This is a genomic window from Flagellimonas okinawensis (assembly GCF_029194005.1).
Taxonomy (GTDB): Bacteria; Bacteroidota; Bacteroidia; order Flavobacteriales; family Flavobacteriaceae; genus Flagellimonas; species Flagellimonas okinawensis.
In genome coordinates this window covers 618,766-644,543 of record NZ_JARFVA010000001.1, presented here as the reverse complement: position 1 = coordinate 644,543, position 25,778 = coordinate 618,766, and the positions used below count along the sequence as shown (strand labels likewise).

Annotated in this window: 21 protein-coding genes; 15 read left to right on the top strand and 6 right to left on the bottom strand. The window is 41.7% G+C overall.

All coding sequences use genetic code 11. The features are described 5' to 3' along the window. Nucleotides 1–28: 28 nt before the first annotated feature. From PY091_RS03095 to trxB, 15 genes are all read left to right on the top strand, one after another. On the top strand, nt 29–1,396 hold the full coding sequence (locus PY091_RS03095; protein ID WP_275648291.1) for a glucoamylase family protein: 1,368 nt from the start codon (nt 29–31) through the stop codon (nt 1,394–1,396). Continuing rightward, nucleotides 1,397–2,770, top strand: coding sequence for a glucoamylase family protein (locus tag PY091_RS03090; RefSeq protein WP_275648290.1), 1,374 nt, complete (start codon nt 1,397–1,399; stop codon nt 2,768–2,770). It abuts the gene before it with no gap. A 1-nt stretch (nt 2,771) separates the two neighbouring features. Next, nucleotides 2,772–3,575 (top strand): carboxylesterase family protein, encoded by an 804-nt coding sequence (locus PY091_RS03085; RefSeq protein ID WP_275648289.1) that lies wholly within the window; start codon nt 2,772–2,774, stop codon nt 3,573–3,575. Nucleotides 3,576–3,603: 28 nt separating this feature from the next. Continuing rightward, nucleotides 3,604–5,871: a beta-glucosidase BglX gene (gene bglX / locus PY091_RS03080; RefSeq protein WP_275648288.1), complete on the top strand. Its 2,268-nt coding sequence runs from the start codon at nt 3,604–3,606 to the stop codon at nt 5,869–5,871. 9 nt (nt 5,872–5,880) lie between these two features. After that, nucleotides 5,881–7,509: a sulfatase family protein gene (locus PY091_RS03075; protein WP_275648287.1), complete on the top strand. Its 1,629-nt coding sequence runs from the start codon at nt 5,881–5,883 to the stop codon at nt 7,507–7,509. Further along, a complete protein-coding gene (locus PY091_RS03070) occupies nt 7,506–8,336 on the top strand; it encodes an endonuclease/exonuclease/phosphatase family protein (protein WP_275648286.1) in 831 nt (276 codons plus the stop codon). Before PY091_RS03075 ends, PY091_RS03070 begins: the two co-directional genes overlap by 4 nt. A 193-nt stretch (nt 8,337–8,529) precedes the next feature. Then, nucleotides 8,530–8,985, top strand: coding sequence for a (2Fe-2S)-binding protein (locus PY091_RS03065; protein ID WP_275648285.1), 456 nt, complete (start codon nt 8,530–8,532; stop codon nt 8,983–8,985). A gap of 17 nt (nt 8,986–9,002) precedes the next feature. Further along, on the top strand, nt 9,003–11,204 hold the full coding sequence (locus PY091_RS03060; protein WP_275648284.1) for a xanthine dehydrogenase family protein molybdopterin-binding subunit: 2,202 nt from the start codon (nt 9,003–9,005) through the stop codon (nt 11,202–11,204). Between the two features lie 459 nt (nt 11,205–11,663). After that, on the top strand, nt 11,664–13,118 hold the full coding sequence (locus PY091_RS03055) for an arginine decarboxylase (RefSeq protein WP_275648283.1): 1,455 nt from the start codon (nt 11,664–11,666) through the stop codon (nt 13,116–13,118). 20 nt (nt 13,119–13,138) lie between these two features. After that, nucleotides 13,139–14,077, top strand: coding sequence for an agmatinase (gene speB / locus PY091_RS03050; protein WP_275648282.1), 939 nt, complete (start codon nt 13,139–13,141; stop codon nt 14,075–14,077). Further along, nucleotides 14,070–15,044 carry a deoxyhypusine synthase family protein gene (locus PY091_RS03045; protein ID WP_275648281.1) on the top strand — a complete coding sequence of 325 codons (975 nt, stop codon included), beginning with the start codon at nt 14,070–14,072 and terminating at the stop codon, nt 15,042–15,044. Before speB ends, PY091_RS03045 begins: the two co-directional genes overlap by 8 nt. A gap of 2 nt (nt 15,045–15,046) precedes the next feature. Beyond that, nucleotides 15,047–15,361: a hypothetical protein gene (locus tag PY091_RS03040; protein WP_275648280.1), complete on the top strand. Its 315-nt coding sequence runs from the start codon at nt 15,047–15,049 to the stop codon at nt 15,359–15,361. A 25-nt stretch (nt 15,362–15,386) separates the two neighbouring features. After that, on the top strand, nt 15,387–16,172 hold the full coding sequence (locus tag PY091_RS03035; protein ID WP_275648279.1) for an RMD1 family protein: 786 nt from the start codon (nt 15,387–15,389) through the stop codon (nt 16,170–16,172). Nucleotides 16,173–16,184: 12 nt separating this feature from the next. Beyond that, nucleotides 16,185–17,555 (top strand): 30S ribosomal protein S6--L-glutamate ligase, encoded by a 1,371-nt coding sequence (gene rimK, locus PY091_RS03030; RefSeq protein ID WP_275648278.1) that lies wholly within the window; start codon nt 16,185–16,187, stop codon nt 17,553–17,555. 541 nt (nt 17,556–18,096) lie between these two features. Next, nucleotides 18,097–19,065 carry a thioredoxin-disulfide reductase gene (gene trxB, locus PY091_RS03025; RefSeq protein WP_275648277.1) on the top strand — a complete coding sequence of 323 codons (969 nt, stop codon included), beginning with the start codon at nt 18,097–18,099 and terminating at the stop codon, nt 19,063–19,065. Nucleotides 19,066–19,142: 77 nt separating this feature from the next. Here the strand turns inward: trxB and PY091_RS03020 are convergent, their stop codons facing one another. The 6 genes from PY091_RS03020 to PY091_RS02995 all read right to left on the bottom strand — a co-directional run bounded on the left by PY091_RS03020 (nt 19,143) and on the right by PY091_RS02995 (nt 25,775). Next, nucleotides 19,143–19,586, bottom strand: a complete 444-nt coding sequence (locus tag PY091_RS03020; RefSeq protein WP_275648276.1) for a hypothetical protein — start codon at nt 19,584–19,586, stop codon at nt 19,143–19,145. 162 nt (nt 19,587–19,748) lie between these two features. Beyond that, the gene (locus tag PY091_RS03015; protein WP_275648275.1) at nt 19,749–20,951 is read right to left on the bottom strand and encodes a C40 family peptidase; all 1,203 of its coding nucleotides are present in this window, start codon (nt 20,949–20,951) and stop codon (nt 19,749–19,751) included. Between the two features lie 67 nt (nt 20,952–21,018). Next, a complete protein-coding gene (locus PY091_RS03010) occupies nt 21,019–22,062 on the bottom strand; it encodes a PLP-dependent aminotransferase family protein (protein ID WP_275648274.1) in 1,044 nt (347 codons plus the stop codon). After that, a complete protein-coding gene (locus PY091_RS03005) occupies nt 22,062–23,072 on the bottom strand; it encodes a dipeptide epimerase (protein WP_275648273.1) in 1,011 nt (336 codons plus the stop codon). Before PY091_RS03005 ends, PY091_RS03010 begins: the two co-directional genes overlap by 1 nt. 108 nt (nt 23,073–23,180) lie before the next feature. Next, complete coding sequence (locus PY091_RS03000; RefSeq protein WP_275648272.1) at nt 23,181–23,903, bottom strand: head GIN domain-containing protein; 723 nt, start codon at nt 23,901–23,903, stop codon at nt 23,181–23,183. A 129-nt stretch (nt 23,904–24,032) separates the two neighbouring features. After that, nucleotides 24,033–25,775: a PspC domain-containing protein gene (locus PY091_RS02995; RefSeq protein ID WP_275648271.1), complete on the bottom strand. Its 1,743-nt coding sequence runs from the start codon at nt 25,773–25,775 to the stop codon at nt 24,033–24,035. Nucleotides 25,776–25,778 lie beyond the last annotated feature (3 nt).

Sequence of the window (25,778 nt, the reverse complement as noted above, 5' to 3'; positions counted from 1 at the left end):
TATAAATTATTTGAGTTAGTTAGTTTGTATGAGGTTAATTTTAATTCCATTGGCCATTGCCACTTTATTTGTAGGGTGCAATGGCCAAAAAACTAAAGAAAAGGCCAATAAAACTGTAGAAAACAATTTCGACAGTTTAAATATTGCCGACCAGGCAATGCTCGATACATTGCAGTACCAAACCTTCAATTATTTTTGGGACGGAGCAGAACCTGTTTCAGGATTGGCTAGAGAGCGTATTCATATGGATGGGATTTATCCCAACCACGATAAGGACATAATCACTACTGGAGGTTCAGGTTTTGGACTTATGGCCATTCTGGTGGGAGTGGAAAGAGGATTTATAACAAGGGAACAAGCCTTGGAACGTTACGAGCGCATCGTCGACTTTTTGGAAAAAGCAGATCGTTTTCATGGAGCATGGCCACACTGGATGTTGCCAACGGGAAAAGTGACCGCTTTCAGTAAAAAGGATAATGGAGGTGATCTGGTCGAGACCGCATTTTTGGTACAAGGCCTTTTGACCGTTCAAGCCTATTTTAAAGATGGAAATGAGCGTGAACAACAACTATCACAAAAAATCCAAGAGCTCTGGGAAGAAGTAGAGTGGGACTGGTACACCAAAAATGGTGAGGATGTCCTATACTGGCATTGGAGTCCAGAATACCAATGGGAAATGAACTTTCCGGTTGGCGGTTATAACGAAGCGCTCATTATGTATATTTTGGCGGCAGCTTCTCCGACCCATTCCATAGAAAAATCGGTTTACGAAAAAGGATGGGCCGTGGATGGACAGATTGCCAAGGACACCACCTACTATGGTTTGGAAACGGAATTGAACCATTATGAGCATAGCGATGCACCCGTTGGACCATTGTTTTGGGCACATTATTCCTATTTGGGCTTAAATCCAAAAGGACTGAAGGATCAATTCGGTGATTACTGGAAATTGAACCAAAACCATGCATTGATCCATTATAAATATGCAGTGGACAATCCAAAGGATTATGAAGGCTATGGAGAAGATTGTTGGGGAATGACCTCCAGTTACTCCATAAATGGGTATGCTGGGCACCGTCCTGGAGAGGATTTAGGGGTTATTTCACCTACGGCAGCACTATCTTCCATGCCTTACACGCCAGAGGAAAGTAAAAAGTTTATGCGGTTCATGTACAATCAGCAAGATAGCTTGATCGGTAAATACGGACCATACGATGCTTTTAGTTTGGAAGATAATTGGTATTTGCCAAGGTATTTGGCCATTGACCAAGGACCAATACCTGTAATGATAGAAAATTACCGAAGCGGCCTGTTCTGGAAATTGTTTATGGCAAATGAGGAGGTGCAAAAAGGCTTGATGAAATTGGGTTTTGAATACCCTGATATGCAACAATAAATGATTAAAAAAACTTTATATCTAATCCTTTTCTCCACATTGATTTTATCATGTGGGGGAGGGGATGATTATACCTATGTCCCAACCACACCAGAATTGCCTGGAAACGGTTCGGATGATGAACAGGAGCCTACAATTTCCGATAACGAATTATTGGACCTGACCCAAGAAACAACTTTTAAATATTTCTGGGATTATGCCGATGCCAATTCCGGTGGGGCAAGGGAAAGGTATCACCCCAATGATCCCGGTAATAGTGAAGGAGTTGTTACGGCGGGAGGTACTGGATTTGGTCTTATGGCCATTTTGGTAGGAATAGAAAGGGGTTTTATATCCAGGACCGAAGGGTTGGAGCGATTGAACACCTTGTTGGACTTCTTAGAAAATGCCGATCGTTTTCATGGAGCATGGTCGCATTGGATCAATGGTTCCACAGGTGCGGTTATTCCCTTTAGTGATTTGGACGATGGCGGCGATCTGGTGGAAACCGCTTTTTTGGCCCAAGGCCTTATTTGCATTAAGGAATATTTTAAAAATGGTTCGGATGCAGAACAAGCTTTGGCACAACAGGCCGATGATTTATGGAAGGGCGTAGAGTGGGATTGGTATACCCAAAACCAAAATGTACTCTATTGGCATTGGAGCCCCAACCACGATTTTAGCATGAATATGCAGCTTAAAGGTTATAATGAGGTATTGATCACCTATGTTATGGCTGCGGCTTCTCCCGACTTCGGAATCGAAAAGGAAGTTTATTCCAACGGCTGGGCTTCTGGAGGAGGTATCCGATCAGCAAACACCCAATACGGTTATCCGCTTTTAGTAAGGCATAATGGAAACGAACAATTTGGAGGACCTTTATTTTGGGCACATTATTCCTATTTAGGATTGGACCCTCGAAATCTATCCGATGATTATGTGGATTACTGGGATGTAAATGTCAATCATACCATGATCAATTACGAGTACTGCGTGGCCAATCCCGATTTTTATCAAGATTATGGCGAAGATTGTTGGGGTTTAACGGCCAGTTACTCCCGAAACAACGATGGAAGCATCGGATACAACGCCCATAGTCCCAGCAACGATACAGGAGTCATATCTCCCACTGCAGCAATCAGTTCTATTCCTTACGCGCCCGAAGAATCTTTGGATGCAATGCATTACTTTTATAGGAATAGGGATGATTTGTTGGGTCCGGCTGGGTTTTACGATGCCTTTAGCCCAGAATACGATTGGGTGGCAGAAGCATATTTGGCCATAGATCAAGGCCCGCAAATTATCATGATCGAAAACTATCGGACTGGTTTGCTTTGGAACTTGTTTATGGGTAACGAAGATGTTCAAGCCGGTTTGACCAAACTTGGATTTTAATATGACAAAACAATTATCATTTTTTCTTTTGCTTTTCGCCTGTAATTTGGTGGCTGCACAATGGCAATCAAAATATGAAGCTAAAATGCTTGTTGATGGGAACGATACTTTAAAGTATCGTATCATGTACCCAAAGAATTTTAAAGAAGATGGGAACTATCCTGTGGTACTTTTTCTCCATGGAGCTGGTGAGCGGGGTAGCGATAACGAAAAACAACTTTGGAACGGCGCTAAACTGTTTGCCACTGATTACTTGCAGGAGAGATATCCGGCAATTGTGATATTTCCGCAGTGTCCGAGCGATAGTTACTGGGCCAATGTAGATGTGGACAGAAGTTCCTATCCCATCAATTTGGATTTCAAGTATAGTGAAGGACCTACCAAAGCATTGGAAATGGTGATGGATTTACTGGATAGCACCATAGCAGAACCTTACACCAAGGATAATCAAGTTTATGTGATGGGACTTTCCATGGGAGGAATGGGAACTTTTGAATTATTGAGCAGAAAACCGGAAACCTTTGCTGCAGCTGTCCCCATTTGTGGAGGTGGCGAACCGGAATCTGTTTCGGTATACGCCAATAATACGCCATTGTGGGTGTTTCATGGAGCCCAGGATAATGTTGTACATCCGTTGCAATCCATGGAAATGGTATCCGCATTGTTGAAAGCAGGAGTTTATCCAAAATTCACAATGTACGATTTCGCCAATCATAATAGCTGGGACCCAGCATTTGCAGAACCAGATTTATTGCCTTGGTTGTTCTCTCATACCAAAAAAACAACTCAGGAAGTATCAGAATAGAGAAATAAAACCGAAAAACAACCTGATCATGAACTATAGGAAATCACTTTTCGCCATTTTGGCCTTAGTTGTGGGCAGTGCCAGCGCCCAACAGCGAATCCCCGAAGTAGAACAATTGTTGCAAAAAATGACCATTGAAGAAAAAATTGGTCAGTTAAACCTGTTGACCCCGGGTGGCGGGGTGGCCACAGGTGAAGTGGTTAGTGAAAATGTAGGGACCAAGATAAAATCAGGTCAGGTAGGCGGACTTTTTGGGGTAACTGGTCCGGATAGGGTTAGAAAAGCTCAAGAAATAGCCGTTAAAGAAAGTAGATTGGGCATTCCGTTGTTGATCGGGTCCGATGTGATTCATGGATACAAAACCACCTATCCCATTCCTTTAGGGCTCTCGTCCAGTTGGGATATGGGCCTAGTTGAACAAGCTGCACAAATGGCGGCAAGGGAGGCCACAGCGGATGGTATTAACTGGAATTTCTCTCCTATGGTGGATATTGCTCGTGACCCTCGCTGGGGTAGGATTTCCGAAGGTGCAGGGGAAGACCCGTACCTGGGCTCCAAAGTTGCCGAAGCCATGGTGAAAGGTTATCAAGGGGACGATTTGGCCGCGGCCCATACTATGTTGGCCTGCGTAAAACATTTTGCACTATATGGCGCTGCCGAAGCTGGACGTGACTATCACTCCGTTGACATGAGCAGGATAAAAATGTTCAACCAATACATGCAACCGTACAAAGCGGCTATCGATGCTGGAGCGGCCAGTGTAATGAGTTCCTTTAACGATGTTGATGGTGTGCCGGCTACGGGCAACAAATGGTTATTGACCGATGTGCTTCGTGATCAATGGGGATTTAAAGGTTTTGTAGTGTCGGATTACACTTCACTCAACGAGATGATACCACACGGATTGGGCGATCTTCAAGCAGTTTCGGCCTTAGCTTTAAAAGCTGGATTGGATATGGATATGGTAGGCGAAGGTTTCTTGACCACCTTGAAGAAATCTTTGGAAGAAGAAAAAGTGACCGAGGAAGACATCACCAATGCTTGTCGAAGGGTATTGGAAGCTAAATATGTTTCTGGACTTTTTGATGATCCGTACAAATACTTGGACTCTAAACGTCCTGAAAAGGATATTTTGACCGAGAACAATAGGGCCTTGTCACGTAAATTGGCCACCCGTTCCTTTGTTTTGCTGAAAAATCACAACAATTTACTCCCATTAAAAAAGAATGGAAAGATTGCCTTGGTCGGTCCCTTGGCCGATAGCAGGGAAAATATGTTGGGGACTTGGGCACCCACGGGGGATTTTAATCTTGCTGTAACCATTCTTGAAGGATTTAACAATGTGGCCTCGGGCGCAACTATTGAACATGCAAAAGGAGCCAATATTTCCGATGATGTCGCTTTTGCCAAAAATGTGAATTCTTTGGGAGAACGAATCCTAATCGACGAGCGTTCCCCGGAAACCATGCTTCAAGAAGCGGTGGATTTGGCCAAAAACTCTGATGTTGTAGTGGCCGTTGTGGGGGAAGCTACGGAAATGAGTGGGGAATCCTCAAGTCGTACCGATATTTCCATTCCAGAGAGTCAAAAGAAATTAATTAGGGCATTGGTGGCAACGGGGAAACCTGTCGCCTTGGTCTTGATGAGCGGTAGACCTCTGACCATACCTGAAGAATTTGATATGCCAGTTTCCATTCTACAAGTTTGGCACCCAGGTGTGGAGGCAGGAAATGCTATTGCCGATGTGGTTTTTGGGGATTACAACCCATCAGGAAAATTAACAGCTACGTGGCCTGTGAACGTGGGTCAGATTCCAGTGTATCACAGTGCAAAAGTTACAGGTAGGCCTGCTACTGAGAGCGGGGAGTTCCAAAAATTCAGGTCTAACTATTTAGATGCGCCTAATGCACCGTTATTGCCATTTGGTTATGGGTTGAGCTATACTACATTCGATTATTCAAATCTAAAATTGAATACAAGGGAAATCTCTCAAGGCGAAGGGATTACCGTAAAAGTGACAGTTGCCAACACGGGAGATTATGATGGTGAAGAAGTGGTTCAATTGTACTTACGCGATGTTGTGAGGAGCATTACCCCTCCAAAACGTCAATTGAAAGGCTTTCAAAAAATTATGCTGAAGAAAGGGGAGAGCAAGGAGGTGACGATTACCCTTTCGCCGGATGATTTAAAATTCTACAATGCACAACTGGAATTTGTTAGTGAACCTGGCGATTTTGAAATCTTTGTGGGAACCAATTCAGATGCTGAACTGTCGGAAAAATTCACCCTAAAATAAAATATTGATATGCGAATTGGATTAACGCTTCTTCTACTCTTACTTGTTGTTTCCTGTAAGCAAGAAGAAAAGCCTGCAGAAGAAGTTGTCCAAAGTCGACCGAACATTATTTTTATAATGTCGGATGATCATGCGTATCAGGCCATTAGTGCTTATAACCATGAATTGGGCAAGTTGGCTCCGACCCCGAATATTGATAGGATAGCAAGGAATGGTGCCATTTTTCAGAACAACTTCTGTACAAACTCGATTTGCGGCCCAAGTAGAGCCGTTATTTTAACGGGGAAGCATAGTCATATCAACGGTTTTCGGATGAATGGCGAACGGTTTGACAATAGTCAACCGACATTGCCAAAACACTTGAAAAAGCTCGGTTACGAGACCGCTATTGTGGGGAAATGGCATCTTCACGGAGAGCCAACAGGATTTGATTATTGGGATATTCTCAATGATCAGGGGAATTATTATAACCCGGAATTTATACAAGGGGAAGATACCACGGTGGTCGAGGGATATGCCACCGATTTGATTACCGATAAAAGCTTGGAGTGGTTAAAGGCAAGGCAAGATGGTCAACAACCTTTCTATTTAATGGTGCACCATAAGGCCCCTCATCGCAACTGGATGCCGGCTTTGCGCCATTTAAATGTATATGATTCCATAACTTTTCCATTGCCAGACACCTACTTTCCTGAATTCGAAAATCAAAGAGCTGCAGCGGAACAGCAACAGACCATTTACAAGGATATGTACGAGGGGCACGATTTAAAAATGAGTGATGGTTTGGGGAGTACTGAACTTGCACATAATCCTTGGACCACCGATTTTGACCGTATGACACCCGAACAACGCAATATTTGGGACCAGGCTTATTTGGCTAAAAACAATGCTTTTTATGAGGCCGATCTGCACGGAAAGGAATTGGCAGAATGGAAAGGGCAACGTTATCTGCACGAATATCTAGCGACAGTAAAGTCCGTTGATGAGGGCATTGGACGAATTTTGGATTATTTGGAGGAGACAGGCTTGGACGAGAACACCTTGGTGGTCTACACCTCCGATCAAGGCTTTTATTTGGGCGAGCATGGTTGGTTCGATAAACGTTTTATGTACGAAGAATCGATGAAAATGCCTTTGTTGATGCAATTGCCGGGCGTTATTGAACCGGGAACCAATATTGATGCCTTGGTCCAAAACTTGGATTTTGCCCCGACCTTTTTGGATTTGGCAGGTGGACAGGAATATGCAGCAAACATGCAGGGCGAATCATTTAGGGGATTGTTGGAAGGTACCCGCGATGACTTCAAGGATGCCGTTTATTATCATTATTATGATTTTCCGGCCTTTCATATGGTTAAAAGGCAATATGGTGTCAGGACCAATAGGTATAAACTCATTCATTTTTATGATGATATTGATGAATGGGAATTTTATGACTTGGAAAAAGACCCTAAGGAACTACACAATGCCATCAACGATCAAGAATATAAAGATATCGTAACCTTGATGCACCAAAAATTGGATAGTTTGCAGTCGTATTACAAAGTAACTGACAAGGAGTTCGAGACCACCCCAAAAGAAAAGGTGGACAAAACCTACGAAGCCTTTGAAAGATTACGAGGAACACCCATACAATGAAAAACATTTTCTTAACCCTATTGGCTATAAGTTCCCTAATGTGTTCTTATGCGCAAACTATCGATGTGATTTCCTATAATATCCGATACGATAACCCTAATGATGCTCCTTACAACTGGGACAACCGGAAGGATTTTTTGATTTCCCAGCTGAACTTTTATAATCCGGATGTATTTGGAATTCAGGAGGGGTTGATTCATCAGGTGAAGGAAATCGACAATGGATTAAAGGAGTATGCCTACTTTGGGGTAGGTCGTGATTTTGGTGATGAAAGAGGGGAGCATACAGCTGTCTTTTATAATACAGTAAGAGTTGAATTGCTGCAAGAATCCACCTTTTGGCTCTCTCTATCTCCAAATAAACCATCCAAAGGATGGGATGCTGCCCTGCCAAGAACCTGTACCTACGGAATTTTTCAGAACAAAAGTGATGGCAAAAAGTTCATGCTTTTCAACACTCATTTTGATCATGTAGGAGTAAAGGCGCGAGAAGAAAGCTCTAAGCTCATCCTTGAAAAAATAAAGGAATTGAACACCGAGGATTACCCGGTTGTGGTCACTGGAGATTTCAATCTGGAAAGTGATAGTCCTGGCGTACAAGTGATATTGACGGAAATGGCGGATACTCACATTGCTGCCGGTACAAATGCCTTTGGCCCGGAAGGAACCTTTAACGGCTTTGAATTCAATAAACCTGTAGAACGAAGAATCGATTACATTTTTGTTTCAGATGAATTTGAGGTGCTCAAAAGCGCCATTTTAAGTGATTCCAAGGATACCAGGTACCCATCTGACCACTTACCTGTTTTTGCTCGCTTGAAATATTAATATACCTATCCACTGGCAACAGTTAAATTTAGTGTAGCCAGGTGGTATTCAGCTATTTTTCCATAGCTTATTTGTATTCATTTTAAGTAACTGACAAAAATCCCAAAAACAATGTTAATTTTATGGGGATCTTTGGGAGAACTACTCGAATTGTTAATAGAAATATTTAACTTCAAAGGAATTAATCAACATTATGGCAACTTTTACACTTAACATCAACGGAACAAAACAAGAGGTCGATGTGGACCCGTCCACCCCGGTCCTTTGGGTTTTAAGAGATCACTTAAATTTAGTCGGAACAAAATATGGCTGTGGTATTGCCCAATGCGGAGCATGCACCATTCACTTGAACGGCACAGCAACAAGAGCATGTATGCTCACTGTTTCATCAGTAGGAAATTCGGAAATCACGACAATTGAGGGGTTATCTGAAAATGGCGACCATCCAGTTCAAAAGGCATGGTTGGAAGTTGACGTTCCACAATGCGGGTATTGTCAGGCAGGTCAGATTATGACAGCCTCGGCGCTCTTGGATAAAAATCCTAACCCATCAGACGAAGAAATAGAAATGGCCATGAACGGTAATATTTGTCGTTGTGGAACCTATACCAGAATCAAAAAAGCCGTGAAACTGGCATCTAAATCCTAACCCATAAAACTAGTATCATGACACTTGTAAAAACAAAAATAGGACGACGTGCCTTTATAAGAAATACAGGATTGGCTAGTGGTGGACTTGTAATTGGGTTTAGCTGGTTGGCATCTTGTAAAATGACTCCTGAACAGGTTAACAGCTTGCCAAAGGAGTGGTTTGAACTCAACGGATTTTTAAAAGTCGGTGACAATGGTATGGTTACCATTATGTCTCCCAACCCAGAAATCGGCCAAAACGTAAAAACTTCCATGCCTATGATCGTGGCCGAAGAGCTCGATGTGGCTTGGAAAAACGTGATTGTGGAACAAGCTCCTTTAAACACGGACATTTTCACAAGACAGTTGGCCGGTGGTAGCCAGTCTATCCGACAAGGATGGGAAAGTCTTAGAATGGCAGGAGCTACTGCACGACATATGTTAAAAGAAGCTGCTGCACAAGCTTGGGAGGTATCCGCAGATGAAATTACTACCAAAGATGGAGTACTTACCCACGAAGCAAGTGGAAATTCCGCAGGCTACGGGGAAATGGCCTCAGCCGCTGCAAACATAGAAGTGCCCGAAGAGGTAGCATTGAAGGATAACGGAGACTTTTCCATTATCGGAACGGATAAAAAAAATGTAGACGGAGAAAAAATAGTCACAGGAAAACCATTGTTTGGACTGGATGTATACAAAGAAGGCATGTTAACGGCCATGATCGTACACCCACCAGCATTCGGGATGAAATACAAAGGTATGAACGCAGATGCGGTAAAATCCATGCCAGGTATTAAAGATGTGTTCCATTTTGAAGTGTATCCAGAAGGTATCGAGAAACAATGGTCCGATCAAGGAGGCATTGCAGAACTTGTTGCTATAGTAGGTAACAGCACTTGGGAATGCATGCAGGCAAAAAAATCACTTGAGGTAGAGTGGGAGCAAGATTCCACTGCCGAAAGTACATCTTACCATGAGGAAGCCTTGGCAGAATTGCTCGAAAAACCCACTGAAACTCCAGCAAGAAAAGATGGAGATGTCGATTCCGCTTTTAAAAATGCGGCCAAAATCGTAGAAAGCACATACTCGGCACCTTATCTGGCTCATAATACTATGGAGCCGATGAACTTTTTCGCCCATGTAACCCCTGAGAAAGCGGAATTATTGGGGCCGATACAGACGCCGGAATTCACCGAAAAGACGGTTGCCGCCCGTTTGGGTATGCCCGTTGAAAAAATAGATATTATGATGACCCGTATGGGAGGTGGTTTCGGTCGCCGACTATATGGACCATTTGTAATCGAAGCTGCCGTTATCTCCCAAAAAATGAATGCCCCCATAAAATTGGTGTATTCAAGGGAAGATGATATGACACAAGGTACATACAGACCATCTTATAAAGTTAAGTTTAAAGCTGGCCTTGATGCAGAGGGCAACCTTATAGCTTGGCATGTAAGAGGAGCAGGTACCAATGATGATCTAATATTTGAAAATCGTTTCCCTGCCGGCGCAGTAGACAATTACTTGGCGGAAAAGCATAGTCTTCAGACCAATGTAACCACTGGTGCTTGGAGAGCACCGCGATCTAATTTTATCGCTGGAGCTGAACAAGCTTTTATAGATGAAGTTGCAGAAGCTGCCGGGAAAGATCCTTTGGATTTCCGATTGGAGCTTTTTGATAGAGCTATCAACAATCCTGTAGGTGACCCAAAGCAGAATGATTACGACCCAGAACGTTATGCCGGCGTACTTAAGTTGGTGAAAGAGAAAGCCAATTGGGGTTCAGAATCCGGAAAAGCACGGGGAGTTGCCGCATATTACTGTCACAATTCTTATGTGGCCCAAGTGATAGAACTGGAAGATGGCGGCGATATGCCACGTGTTGATAATATTTGGTGTGCAGTAGATTGCGGTATTGTTATAAATCCCTTGGCTGCCAAAAACCAAATTGAAGGAGGTATGATAGATGGTATAGGACACTCGACCTATAGCGCAATGACCTTTAATGATGGTAAACCGGAGCAGACCAATTTTGATAGATATCGTCTTATCCGACATTCGGAGGCACCAAAGAATATTGAGGTATTCTTTGTGGACAATGGCATAGACCCAACAGGCTTGGGTGAGCCCTCCTTGCCACCTGCAATCGGAGCGCTGTCCAATGCATTGTACAAAGCCACTGGAAGACGTTATTACAAACAGCCATTTATAAATGATAGGCCACCTTTGGTAGGATAGCCATTAAATTCATTTAAATTATATCTGGCCGGTAGATGTTTTCTGCTGGCCAGTTTTTATTAGTAATGGTTTCTAGTTTTTATTATTGAATTTAAAATATTGAAAATCAATTAATTAAACCGTTTAATTTTTTTTCAAAAAAAAGTTGCAGTATTGGATTTTTATTTATGTTTGCTCCATAAATGAGTCCAGTTAATTTGGACGCATTGCCTACAAGCTTTGAAGACTTTTTTCATGTTCGGGCTTTTGGGGATAAGAAAGTCTACCCAACAAGCCGTCTTAAGATTAAGACACCGAATACACGGGCTGACTTTCGAAGAACAACATCAATTTTATCGTGATTTCTCACGTACACCTTACTTTGTACCCTGCACTGTATTTGAATTTCGTATCTGAAGTTTGATAGATTTTTAGACTTCTATTTTTCTCTTTATCTTAATAAACAATTACGAATTTTAAATGAAAACAAAATACATCGATTTAATCGAGCAAACCTATGATTTCCCACAAGAGGAATTTCAACTCAAGGATAACAAACTTCAATTCCACGGCATAGATCTTTATGATTTGGTGCAACAATATGGTGCCCCATTAAAGTTTACCTACCTGCCCAAAATATCGGAGAACATCCAAAGGGCCAAAGGCTGGTTCAACTCGGCAATTGAAAAACATAATTATCCAGGGAAGTATCATTATTGCTATTGTACAAAGAGCTCACATTTTGAGCATGTACTCAATGAGGCGTTAAAAAACGACATACACATTGAAACCTCTTCAGCTTTCGATATTGATATCGTGGAGCATTTAAAAAAGGCGGGTAAGATCACCAAGGACAACTATGTAATATGTAATGGTTTTAAAAGGGACCAGTACATACAGAATATAGCTAGGTTGATTAACGAAGGCCACAAGAAATGTATTCCGATTATAGATAATTATGAAGAAATCAACTTGTTGGGCGAAGCCATAGACGGAAAGTTCCAAATAGGAATACGAATTGCATCGGAGGAAGAACCAAAGTTCGAGTTTTATACATCAAGGTTGGGCATTGGCTACAAGAACATTGTTCCGTTCTACAACCAATCCATAAAGCCAAATACCCAAGTTCAATTAAAGATGCTTCATTTCTTCATCAATACAGGGATAAGGGATACGGCGTATTATTGGAACGAACTTTTAAAGTGTTTAAAAGTGTACATTAACTTAAAAAAGGTGTGCCCCACATTGGATAGCTTAAATATTGGTGGTGGTTTTCCCATCAAAAACTCGTTGGCATACGAATACGACTATGCCTATATGGTAGATGAGATTATCCATCAAATCTCGCAAGCGTGCGAGGAGGCTGGTGTAGCACCGCCCAACATTTTTACCGAATTCGGTAGTTTCACAGTAGGGGAGAGTGGAGGAAATATTTACGAAGTCCTCTATCAAAAACAACAAAACGACCGTGAAAAATGGAACATGATCAATTCATCTTTCATCACCACTATGCCGGATTCTTGGGCTATTAGCAAAAGGTTTATAATGTTGCCCATAAACCGTTGGAACGAAGAGTATGAGCGTGTACTATTGGGTGGACTCACCTGTGATAGCGACGATTATTACAATTCCGAACAGCATATGAATGCTATTTACCTGCCCAGGTACAAAAAAGATAAGCCCCTATATATTGGATTCTTTAATACAGGAGCCTACCAAGAAACTATTGGAGGTTTCGGAGGATTACAACATTGCTTGATCCCAAATCCCAAACAAATACTCATAAGCAGGGATGAAGATGGAAATTTGGTGTCCTCTGTTTTTTCAGAGCAACAAACCGCTGGGGAATTCCTTTCCATATTGGGTTATGGCAATAAAAAAGCGACAGAGACCAAGGTCAAAGTCGATGATTTACCAGTGCCAAGCAATAATTGAAAAAGACAGTAATTAAAAAAATGAAAACAGAAAGAACATATGCCGGTATTCCAAAGGAATACGGTTCGGCCGAAAAAGCCAAAGTAGTATTGTTGCCCGTTCCTTATGATGGTACCAGTACTTGGGGAAAAGGTGCGGACAAAGGTCCGGAAGCCTTCTTGGAAGCCTCAGAAAACATGGAGGTTTACGATATCGAAACCGATAGCGAAGTTTACAAACAAGGGGTGTATTTGGCAGATGCCATTGACGATTTTGAAACACCGGATTCCATGGTAGCGGCAGTTCACAAGACCGTTAAAGAGTATATTAACCGCAACAAGCTAGTAACCATGGTCGGCGGGGAGCACTCAATTTCCATTGGTGCCATTAGGGCCTTCAACGAATATTTCGAAGATCTAACGGTACTTCAAATAGATGCTCATGCCGATTTGCGAAAGGAGTACGAGGGAACCAAATACAATCATGCATGCGCATTGTACGAGGCCAACGAGACTACCAATTTGGTACAGGTGGGTATAAGGAGCATGGATTATACTGAAACATTGGTTATGGATCGGGACAAAGTATTTTTTGCCCACGAAATGGTTTCAGATGATTTTTGGATGGATTCCGCTCTTGATTTGATGACTGACAACGTTTATATCACCTTTGATTTGGATGCTTTTGATCCTTCAATTTTGCCATCGACCGGTACACCTGAGCCAGGGGGACTACTTTGGTACGAAACCCTGGATTTTTTAAGAAGGGTATTTAAAGAAAAGAACGTAGTAGGTTTCGATATCGTAGAATTGTGTCCAAACGATATTGATAGGTCATCAGACTTTTTGGCCGCTAAGCTCTACTATAAAATGTTGAGCTATAAATTTTCAAACAATAACGAATACATGGATGATAATTTTGATGACGGTGACGACGACTTCAAAAAATCCAAAAATAATTTAGACGATTACGATGAGTAACAAAGGAGAAATATCACAATTCATTCAAAAATACTTTTTACACTTTAACTCTGCAGCCCTTGTAGATGCCGCTAAAGGGTATGAGGATCAATTGAACAATGGCGCTAAAATGTTGGTTTCATTGGCGGGTGCCATGAGTACAGCTGAGCTCGGAAAGATTTTTGCAGAGATTATACGCACCGATAAAGTTCATATTATATCCTGTACCGGGGCCAACCTTGAGGAAGACCTTATGAACCTTGTAGCCCATTCGCACTATAAGCGAGTGCCCAACTACAGGGATTTGACACCAAAAGAAGAATGGGATCTATTGGAAAATGGATTAAACCGTGTTACCGACACCTGTATTCCGGAAGAAGAAGCCTTTAGAAGGTTACAAAAACATATTTACGATATCTGGAAGGAGGCTGACGAAAAAGGCGAACGCTATTTTCCTCATGAGTTTATGTACAAACTGTTGCTTTCCGGAGTTTTGGAGCAATACTACGAAATCGACATCAAGGACTCTTGGATGTACGCTGCGGCACAGAAAAACTTGCCAATAGTTGTTCCAGGTTGGGAAGACAGCACCATGGGGAATATTTTTGCCAGCTATGTGATCAAAGGAGAACTAAAGGCGAGTACCGTAAAATCCGGTATTGAGTATATGACTTTCTTGGCCGATTGGTATTCCAAAAACTCTGAAAATGGTATTGGATTCTTCCAGATTGGAGGAGGAATTGCAGGAGACTTCCCTATTTGTGTGGTGCCTATGTTGTATCAGGATTTGGAGCAAACAGAAACCCCGTTTTGGAGCTATTTCTGCCAAATCAGTGATTCCACCACAAGCTATGGGTCGTACTCCGGGGCAGTTCCCAATGAAAAGATTACCTGGGGGAAACTGGATATCGATACCCCAAAATTTATTGTTGAATCAGATGCAACCATTGTGGCGCCCCTGATTTTTGCCTACTTATTAGACATGTAACCATGAGAAAAGGACAAACCCCCGCATTAAAACGAGTAATCGTTGATTTTAAAAAATTGGACAAGAACATGCTCAATTTATTGGTTGAAAAGTTTCCTGATGGTTACGACGACGACGATATTGTTACCTATAGAAATGCCAGTAATGAGGTGGTGGAGTGTGTTGAGGTGAGAACCGAGGACACCGCCTACCTTGTTAAAGTGAGCAAACGTTTAGTTATGGCCATGGAAGATTTTGATGATTCCGATACTGATGACCAAGATGACGAGGACCGTTCACTGGACACCGAAGAACTCGAAAGTTCCGAGGAAGAATAAATTCTTATTTACCTAACATTCTACGATGGAATCCAAGGCAATGGCCCTTCACCTGGCTACAAGCATAAACATAACTGCTTGTAGGAAAGCATTGAGCAAAGAACTTGTGTACGGGGACAGGGATGAACTTTTTTATTCCGATACATCACGTTACCTTTATATCTTCAGATATGGGGTCGTATCCTTTTTTGGATACAACGAAAACGAGATTTCACAACTTTTGATGGAAATCAAACCATATTGCGAGGAATGGAGGCCAACAGACAGCACCGAGACCATGGAAATGGAGCTTGTTGCCAATATAGATAAGGCCACTATTGATCATGACAAGGTAATTTTGCCGGAAACCAATGTCGAAGGCATTCGTTTGGCATTGTTGCACTTATCCCAATCTGTGGCCCTTGATTATTTTGCAGGGCTATCGGATCAGGCCATGAAAGAAACTCGTAGGCATACGACCTATCTGGAACAAAATGGAAAGTTGGATATAGGTGGAAAGAAATTGAAACGGCATATTGCCAAAGTATTGAACATAAACAATCAAATTTCTGAAAACCTATATATTTTTGATTCCCATGAAGTAGTGTGGGAAGATTTGGAACTGGACCGATTGGACAAGGGTTTAAAACAAATCTTTGATCTAAAGGAACGGTACCGAAATATAAAGGAACAAGGCATTGTGATCAAGGAAAACCTAAGTCTGTTCATGAATATAATGGACCACAGGGAGAGCAGTAGGCTCGAGTGGATCATTATTATTTTGATCTTGGTGGAGGTGATGGACTTGTTCATAATGCGATTAATCAGTTAAATACATATTGTTTTGAGCGATTATAAAATATTGGGTAGCGAAGAATGGTGCCAATTCGATGATTTGAGAATACCGGCCATTAAGGCCAGAGTGGACTCTGGAGCAAAAACATCATCTATACAAGCCAGTAAGATCAAAATTTTTTCAAAAGGCTTGGAGGAATGGGTACGTTTTGAAGTTAACCCGGTTCAAGACAATAGGAGCATATCCATTTTATGTCAGGCAAAATTGGTGGATGTACGCCACGTAAAAAGCTCACAAGGAATATCCGAAGAACGCCCAGTCATAAAAACTATGATGAATATCGACGGGGATGCCTTTGAGATCGAATTGACCCTGGCCAATAGGGATACTATGGAGTATCGCATGCTTTTGGGGCGTGAGGCCATCAATGGCCGTTACTTGGTCGACCCTTCAAAAAGTTTTATCCAAGGCGATATTACAGAAGAAGAATTGGAGGAAAAATACAAACCCTATATTACCGAGAAGAAAGGACTTCGTTTGGGCCTATTGGCAAGTAACCCCAACCTTTATAGCAATAAAAGAATTATTGAGGCAGGGGAAATGAGGGGGCACAAGGTCGTATTCCTTAATGTGGAGCACGTTTATATGAAACTTGATGCCAGTACTCCAGAGATCAGGTATCGAGGCGGTAACATATTGGACAAGTTCGATGCGGTAATCCCTCGTATTAAACCAGCGGTAACCTTTTATGGTTGTGCCCTTCTGCGACAGTTCGATACTTTAGGCGTGTATTGCCTCAACTCGGCCGATTCCATTGGTAGGTCTAGGGACAAATTGTTTGCCTCCCAATTGTTCTCCAAAAACGATATCCACATTCCAACAACGGGTTTTGCCAAATCCCCTATGGATACCAAGGATTTGATTCGTATGGTGAGTGGAGCACCGTTGATCATTAAATTATTGGAGAGTACCCAAGGTAAAGGTGTGGTGTTGGCGGAGACCAATAAAGCAGCGGAGAGTGTGATCAATGCTTTTAAAAGCGTCCAGACCAATATATTGGTTCAAGAATTCATAAAAGAAGCCAACGGACATGATATTCGTTGTTTTGTAGTGAACGGAAAAGTAGTGGCATCCATGCAAAGAACTGCTCAAAAGGGAGAGTTCAGGGCAAATATCCACCAAGGTGGAGCCGCCTCTAAAGTAAAGATTACCCCAGAAGAGCGTAAGCTGGCTATTAAGTCTGCCAAAGTATTCAATTTGGATGTGGCAGGTGTTGATTTGATTCGCTCCAATAAAGGGCCATTGTTGTTGGAAGTGAACTCTTCACCCGGACTTCAAGGTATCGAGAATACTACAGGTAAGGATATTGCCAATGTTATGATAGAAACCATCGAGAAAAAATTGAAATACAAACAATAAATCGGATTTGCTGTAATTGTTTGGAGTTCAATATCTTGAATTTTTCATAAATATTTTCTTACAAGACCCTCCTAAAATTCGAATATAAATTGAAAATGGGCATTCGTTAACGGAAAAGCCCCATTGATTAATTGTACCCCATCTGAATGGCTGGACAGTAGTATGTTTGTTCCAGTTAACACGAAGCTTTTTAGCTTAAATTAAAACCTTTGATAGGATGGGGTGATTATAGGGTACTTTGTGTTCTTTACCTAACTTCTTATTACTTATAAGGTTTTACGTTGCTCCAAGGGGTTTTTGAGGTTGAGCCCCTTGGTTGTAACGGTTTTAAGATCAAATATATGTTCCCATAAATTTGACCTACTTTTTCGAAAAAGAGCCGCTTTTATGCGGCTCTTTTTTATTTGGCACCATTTTAACCTACCATTTATACCCTTCATTCACAATTGTTCACATCTTTTGAGAAAACCAAAAAAGACAGTGGTGTAAGTTTTTGGACAAAAAACCTACTTTTGTAAGGTAACATTTCAGTAGAAGATTTATGTCAGAACAAGTGGAAAGAATTAAAACTTTGATCATTGGGTCAGGACCTGCAGGCTATACTGCAGCAATTTATGCTTCAAGAGCAGATTTAAAACCAGTTTTATATACAGGGATGGAACCAGGCGGACAGTTGACCACTACAACCGAGGTAGACAACTTTCCGGGGTATCCAGAAGGAATAGATGGACCCGCTATGATGATGCAATTGCAACAACAGGCCGAAAGGTTCGGTACCGAGGTAAGAATTGGTATGATCACAGCTGTGGAGTTCAGTGATGAAGTTGGAGGAATACATAAAGTTACCGTGGACGAGTCGACTCAATTGGAGGCCGAAACCGTAATCATATCCACTGGTGCTTCCGCGAAATATTTGAATTTGCCCAGTGAACAACGTTTAAGAGGTGGTGGAGTATCTGCTTGCGCTGTTTGCGACGGTTTTTTCTATAAAGGACAAGAAGTCGCCATTGTTGGAGCAGGGGATACTGCCGCCGAGGAAGCCTCTTACCTTGCCAATATATGTTCCAAAGTTACCATGTTGGTGCGTAAGGACCATATGAGAGCATCAAAGGCAATGCAACACAGGGTGAACAGTATCGACAATATCGAAATCCGTTACAATACAGAGGTAGATGAGGTATTGGGTGACCAAGTTGTAGAAGGAATTAGAATAGTGGACAATCAAACAGGGGAGAAGGAAGAAATTTCGGTTACCGGATTGTTCATTGCTATTGGACATAAACCGAACACCGATGTGTTCAAGGGGCAATTGGACATGGATGAAACAGGATACATTGTTACGCAACCAAAATCCACAAAGACCAATAAACCGGGAGTGTTTGCCAGTGGAGACGCTCAGGACAAGATTTACAGACAAGCTGTAACTGCTGCAGGAACAGGTTGTATGGCTGCCTTGGATGCAGAGAGATATCTAGCTGCTGTAGAAAGCAAAGAAATGCTGGCTTCTTAATGGAAGTGTAGCAGCCTACATAAATTTCAATAAAAAAAGGCACTGAAAATTTCAGCGCCTTTTTTATTGATTGCAACTCAATCAATCCGCTTGTAATTTTCTGAAAATGTTCTGTTTCCGTCCGAATCAACGGTAATCTGACTAAATGTATCTTCTTTAAGGATTAGTTCAAAGGTAAAGTTGCGCATGGTGTCTAATGCTTTCATCATATCGTCATCACCATATTCAATAATCTCAATCAATGAATTATCCGTTACCCTGTAAGAACCGTAGCCAAATCTTCCATTGGGATCGTCCGGTACATAACGGGTCCACATAATTTTTTCCTTGGAATACATTTTAACCTGACGGTAACCATCAGATTTTTTAATTGTGTCTATCACGTTTTCCCCGTCGTAATTGTAAAAACTTTGGAGTTCCCAGGTACCTTCAATGGATGGGCTATTGGGATCATGCTCTGTAAAGCTTCCTGCAATTACAAAAACAAAGATGAGAGTGAAAAGTAAAACCGATTTTTTCATAATGCCCTACTTTTAAGTTTGTTAATATTTAAAAGGTAAGAAATAATATTAACAATATTAAATTATTAGAGCTTAAAAATGAGTTTATTGCAATTAATAATTATTGTTTTTGGGAAAATGACAATTTCATCTTTCAGATAATGTCAGTAGATCGCCTACATTTTAAAAAATCTCTTTTTTAGTTAAATAGATAAGCCCCTCATCGGTATTGTTTAAAATACGTTTAGTGCGTAAATAGCGATCATAATTGGGTTGATCAAAGTTTTCTGCATTTTGATCCATGCTACTAATACGTACCTTGCCCGATGAATGGATAAACTCATTGTTGCCGATCCACATTCCTACATGCACTACACGTTCGGTGGTGGAGTCCGTAGCTTTGCGACCAAAAAAGAGAAGATCTCCGGGAATAAGTTTATCAAACTCCTTGGAGTCGTCCACTAAGGTACCTTCATGCACTTGTTGGGATGCATCACGAGGAATGATCATACCGTTCATAAAATAGATTGTTTTAGTGAAACCACTGCAATCCACCCCTTTTGTGGAAGTTCCGCCCCATAAATAGGGAACACCAAGCATCGTTTTGGATGTTTCGACCAAATTATCCGTTTCAAAGGTCAATTTGGATTTCCATGCCTCAAAGGGTTCGGCTTCTGTCTTGGATATAAAAGCGTTTCTACCATCTGGATACTGTACGTTATAGAATGCACCCTTATCCGCCATTAAACTAAAAATGTTCCCGGCCACTACATCGGAAACTACTTGGGAAGTTTCATCAGCATCTTCATAGGATTTCCCATAAGTGTGGGTGTATATTAATTTTTTATCTGCTTGCCACGAATCAAAATCGTTCTTTTCCATAAGAGTCAAACCTCCACTATCTACCCATCCTAAATATTTGTCGGGGGTTTGAATAAGATACCAACCTCTTTCTTTTTGAAATACATTCAAGGGCATTCCTAAGGTGGCCTGTGTGACCAATTCTGCCGAATGCGAGGGTTTGGACCTTATGTTGGCAACCGAGTTGGAGATGACACCATAAAATTTACCGTCAAGATCGGCTGAAGGTAGTAGTGTAATGCTATCGGTATAATTGATTTTTTGAGCTTCCAATTCATTTTTAAGGTTGTCAAGGGCCTCAGGCAGGTTGGTCTTTCCCCTTAAAACATATCCTGTAGATTTCTTTTCGGATTGAACATCAAAAAGAGCCACCCTTTTATCTGGGGCGTATGTCTCTTGTATCGATGTGATTATTTCATCAACTTGATTGATCGCTGCACTATTTTCGGTTTTACAGCTGGAAATAATTAATGCAATCAATATGAGCAAACGAGGTCCAGAGTTATATTTAGTTGTAAGTTTCATAAAGTGATTTTATGGATTTTGAGTTTAGTTGATAGACGCAAAATAACCAATATCTGATAAAGCAATTCTAATTGGTAATGGCATTAACATGATGTGTAATCCTGGTAATATCCTCTTTTTTATGATAAGCACTTAGTACTATGCGACTTACCAAAGGACCATTTTCGTCGGGGTAGTTGAAGTTAGTAAATACATACCCGTTTTGGCTCAATGCCGAGGCCACTTCGGAATTTTGAAATTCAAATGTCGGGTGTCCGTCCATGTGATCAAAAAAAGAAGGGTTTTTTAATTGGGATTTGAAATATTGATAATTGCTCTTCAGTAGTTTTAGGCGATCCATGTACAAATTACCTGCCTCCTTAAGGGTTGCTATAAATGCAGGTGACGCTGGACTAGCACCACCATAAAAAGGTGTTGCTTCCAACATTCTAATATCTTGTTCGGTACCAAAAACGGCACCTGCTTGTATGGCCAAGGCCTTACCTAAAGAACAACAGACCAAAAGTTTTGCCGGTTGCAATTTTTTTAGGGTTTGGTAGCAGCCGTTCCCTTCGCGGCCGACAATACCAATGCCGTGGGAATCGTCCGCAACAAGAATTACCTTTTCCAAAGAAAGTGCGTGCAAGGCATCAAAATTAGGAAATTGTTTTCCTGAAAAGTCAATGGTGTCAAATAGAACCACGGGCATTTTCTCCTTATCCAACTCTTTTGTTAAGCACTCGTGCAACTCTTCAAAACTGTTGGTGGTCCTTACACCGTTAATCAATAGTGCCGTATGTGCAAATGGGGCGGCGATAACTTGGTGTCCTTTCTCCAATAATGTGTGGACCACTAATTGGGCTGCCAAGTATCCGCTGGACATGGTCAAACAGGTTTCACTGCCCACCCATTTTGCCAAATAGCTTTCGCCTTCTTCGTAAATGTCAATTGCTACGTTCGATTTTCTAGAAGCTCCGTAATGCATTCCGTATTTAGAGACATTGTTTATGTACAGCTCTTTAAAAGGACCGTGGTTCTGCAATCCCAAATAGGCGGTTCCACCAAAATATAAATGAGGTTTTCCGTTGATCAAGATTTGCCGGTCTGGTATGCTTTGTATCGAATAGGCCATTATAGCAATTCTATTCCGCTTCCTGGCAGCTCAGGAAAAATAACTTTTCCGTTCTCCAAAATCTCAACACCTTTTGCTATATCACCTTTTAAAAGCATGGCTCCATCCATATCCACATAGTCCAATTGGGGCAATAGTTGGGCAATGGCAGAGATACCAACGGTAGATTCGGTCATGCATCCTACCATAAGCTGCAGTCCAAGTTCTCGTCCTTTTTTTATCATGCGGCGGGCAGGGGTGAGTCCCCCACATTTGGTCAGTTTAATATTGATGCCATGAAAATAGGGGCCGCATTGTTCCACATCACTTTCTATAATACAACTCTCGTCGGCAATAACGGGTAGAACAGATTGTTCTTTCACCAATGCCATTCCTTCCCAATCATCGGCTTTGAGAGGCTGCTCCAGAAATTCCACCCCCAATTCTTTCAATAAGGGGGCATTTTTAATGGTTTCCTCTGCTGTCCATGCGGTATTGGCATCAATCCGAAAAATACTATCGGTATGTTTGCGTAGTTCCCTTACAATGGCTACGTCGTCGGAGGTTCCCAATTTAATTTTGTACAACGGCCAAGGCTTTTCCTGCAGTTTGGCCACCATTTTTTCTATGGTGTCTATACCAATGGTGTAATTTGTTTTAGGATACTTATCCGTAGTGGTGCCCCATATTTCGTAAAGTGGTTTACCTTTTAGTTTTCCGTATAGATCATTCGCGGCCAAATCCAAGGCACATAGTGTGAATTTGTGGAGGTCGAGCGATTCTAAAAACGTATAAAAATTTTCTGGAGTATCCAGTTCGTATGCTTCAATTTGGTGTCTGACAGCTTCTATTTCGGCCATCATCCCTTCTATTGTAATTTTATAGTAAGGGTTGGAGGTAGCTTCTCCATAACCAGTTTTGCCATCGAGTGATAAACAAACGACCAAGGTATCCTGTTCGTCTCTGGATTCTCTGGAAATAGTAAAGGTATGTGCTAATTGAAGGGTGTATTTTTTGAGCGCTATCTGCATAATTAGTTAGGTATTGAGTCCTGCTAAGATAGGGCTTCAAGCAAACATAATAAAGACAAAAGCCCACTGAAAATTCAGCGGGCCATTGCATATTTAAAGGGAATTGGATTAATATTTACGAACGCTGCCAGAAACCGATTTTTTTGTTTCTACACTGGCATCGCCACTGTACCTTATATCTGCTCCGCTACTGGCATCTGCTACAAGCGACTCCGATACATTTACGGAGATATCTGCACCACTACTGGCGTCTGCATTGCATCTTTTTACGGTCAAATCCTGAGCTTTGATATCCGAACCGCTGCTGGCATCGGCAAAAAGGGCATCGGCCTGCCCGGATACCTTAATGTCTGCACCACTGCTGGCATCGGCAGATACTTCTCTGGCAACTACTTCTACATGAAGGTCGGCACCACTACTGGCATCTAACTCAATATTTTCTGCCTTGATGACATTTTGAGCGATAAGGTCGGCACCACTAGAACTTTCCAAAGCAATGATCTCCGGTAGGGTAACATATACATTTTTAGTGGCACGCCCAATATTCTCAATGGCGTGGATTTTTAGTCTACCGTCTTTAACATCTGTTCCAATAAGGTCTATGATGTTTTCATCGGCCTCCACAGAAATTTTAAAATCAGAACCTTGGGTTACGAATACATCGATACCTTCGGATGCAGAAACGATGTCAAAACTCTCTTTTACGTCGCGGCTTTCCTCTACGATTTCGCCGTTACCTGTTTTTCCGTTGCCGAAGTTCATATCCATCATGCATGAGGATGCAAAGAGGGATAGGAGTGCGGCGATTGCTAATCTTGCTAGTGTTGTCATGATTGTTGTTTTACTATTGATTGATTTTGAAAAATAATTTGATGATTACTGATACTAAAATCAGTTCAAATGTCTGTTTTTATATGTGTGTTTTAAATAATGCTTTACTGAATTGACGAATTAAGGGTCTCAATTGTTACTTTTTTCTTTGGCTTTAACTTTTACGCCATCTTCGTTGATTTTCATTTCAAATGAATCTTGGTCGTCCTTAATGTTGATGTCTATACCATCTTCGTTGATAATAATTTTGCCTTTACCATTGGAATCGTCGTCATCGTCGTCATCTTCAGGACAATCCAAACATTGCAACTCCCCGTCGTCATTCATCAACCAGTATTGGCCAGCCATGCCACTTCTGTAAAAACCTTGGTCGTTGTCTATGCCTCTTCCAATGTATCTGCTTGTGGAATCATCAAAATAAACCGTTTTGGACTCGGGAACATAAATGGTTACCGTAACCTCTTGGTTTCTTGCTTTGTTCGATATATCCGTGGTCAAAAATTTATCGAGTACCATTTCATTACCATCAACCGTGTAGGTATATGCTATGTTTCTTGCACGGTCGCGAGCTGCAGGTGTAGAACTGCCATCGGCATCTTTTCTAACATTGACACGTATGGAATCTGTGTCCGACTTTCGAATTTTGATATCGATGTCATCGGACATTAAAATACGGTTGTCGTTTTCGTCATAACCAAAGGTCATTCTACCAAAATGAATTTCATCTCGGTCCCAATCCATGTCGGTTTCCTTCATTGTAATGATCAAGGTATCGGAAGGCACTTCCATAACCAATTCCTTGCTATCATTTACACTGCCCGTAAAAGTGAATTCGGCTGCCTGTCGGATTCCAAAGTACATTAATAGTCCTATGGAAATCAACCAAAGACCCAATAAGGAAAACTTGGCAATGTTTCCGATGGATTTTAAGTTGGTGACCAATATCTTCAAGCCTAAGTAAAGCAAGAAGAAGAACGGAATACCCACGGCAAAGAACAACAAGATGGATACTACCCAAACCGGTGCTCCGGAGGTGTTTACAATTTCATAGAAATCTACGCCGGGCACATGAACAGCATCGAACATACCTACGGTGAACAGACCAAAGAATAGGCCTACCAAGGTCGCTGCCCCGATAATGATCAATAGTATTCCAATGAATTTGCCAAATACCTTGAACAGGAACAGTATAATATCCCCGATGGTATCAAAAAAGGTCTTGGAGCTGCTTTTGACCTTGTTGCCCACTTTTTCGTAGTCAACGCTTTTTACTTTGTCCGCAACATCATCAAACCCCTCTTTAACTTTGCGTTCTATATTGCTGATGTTGACGGGCTCCCCCCGCATATCCAATTTTTGGGAGGTTGTGGCGGCCTCGGGAACCAATATCCATAATAGGATATAGGCAATAAGTCCAAAACCACTGGTAAATACGGCCAATAGGATAAAAATAAGCCTAATCCATAGTGCATCTATTCCTAAATAATGCTCTAAACCGGCACAGACACCACCAATATATTTGTGGTCGATGTCCCTATACAGTTTTTTTGCCTTGGCAGATGTTGGTTCCGAATGTCTCTTTTGGGGTTCGTCCTCAAAAATGTCTTCGTCCACCATGTAATCTTCGGGTTGTCCCATTACGTCGATTACTTGATCAACCTCTTTATGTGTGATCACTTGGCGTTCGTTCTCCATTTTTTCGAGAAAGAGCTCGGCAATCCTGGCCTCTATATCGGCAATGATCTCGTCGCTTCCCTTGGTACCGGAAAAGGAGCGCTTTATGGACTCCAGGTACCGTCTCAGCTTGTTATACGCATCGTCGTCTATGTGGAAGAGCGTATTTGCTAGATTTATATTTACTGTCTTGTTCATTTT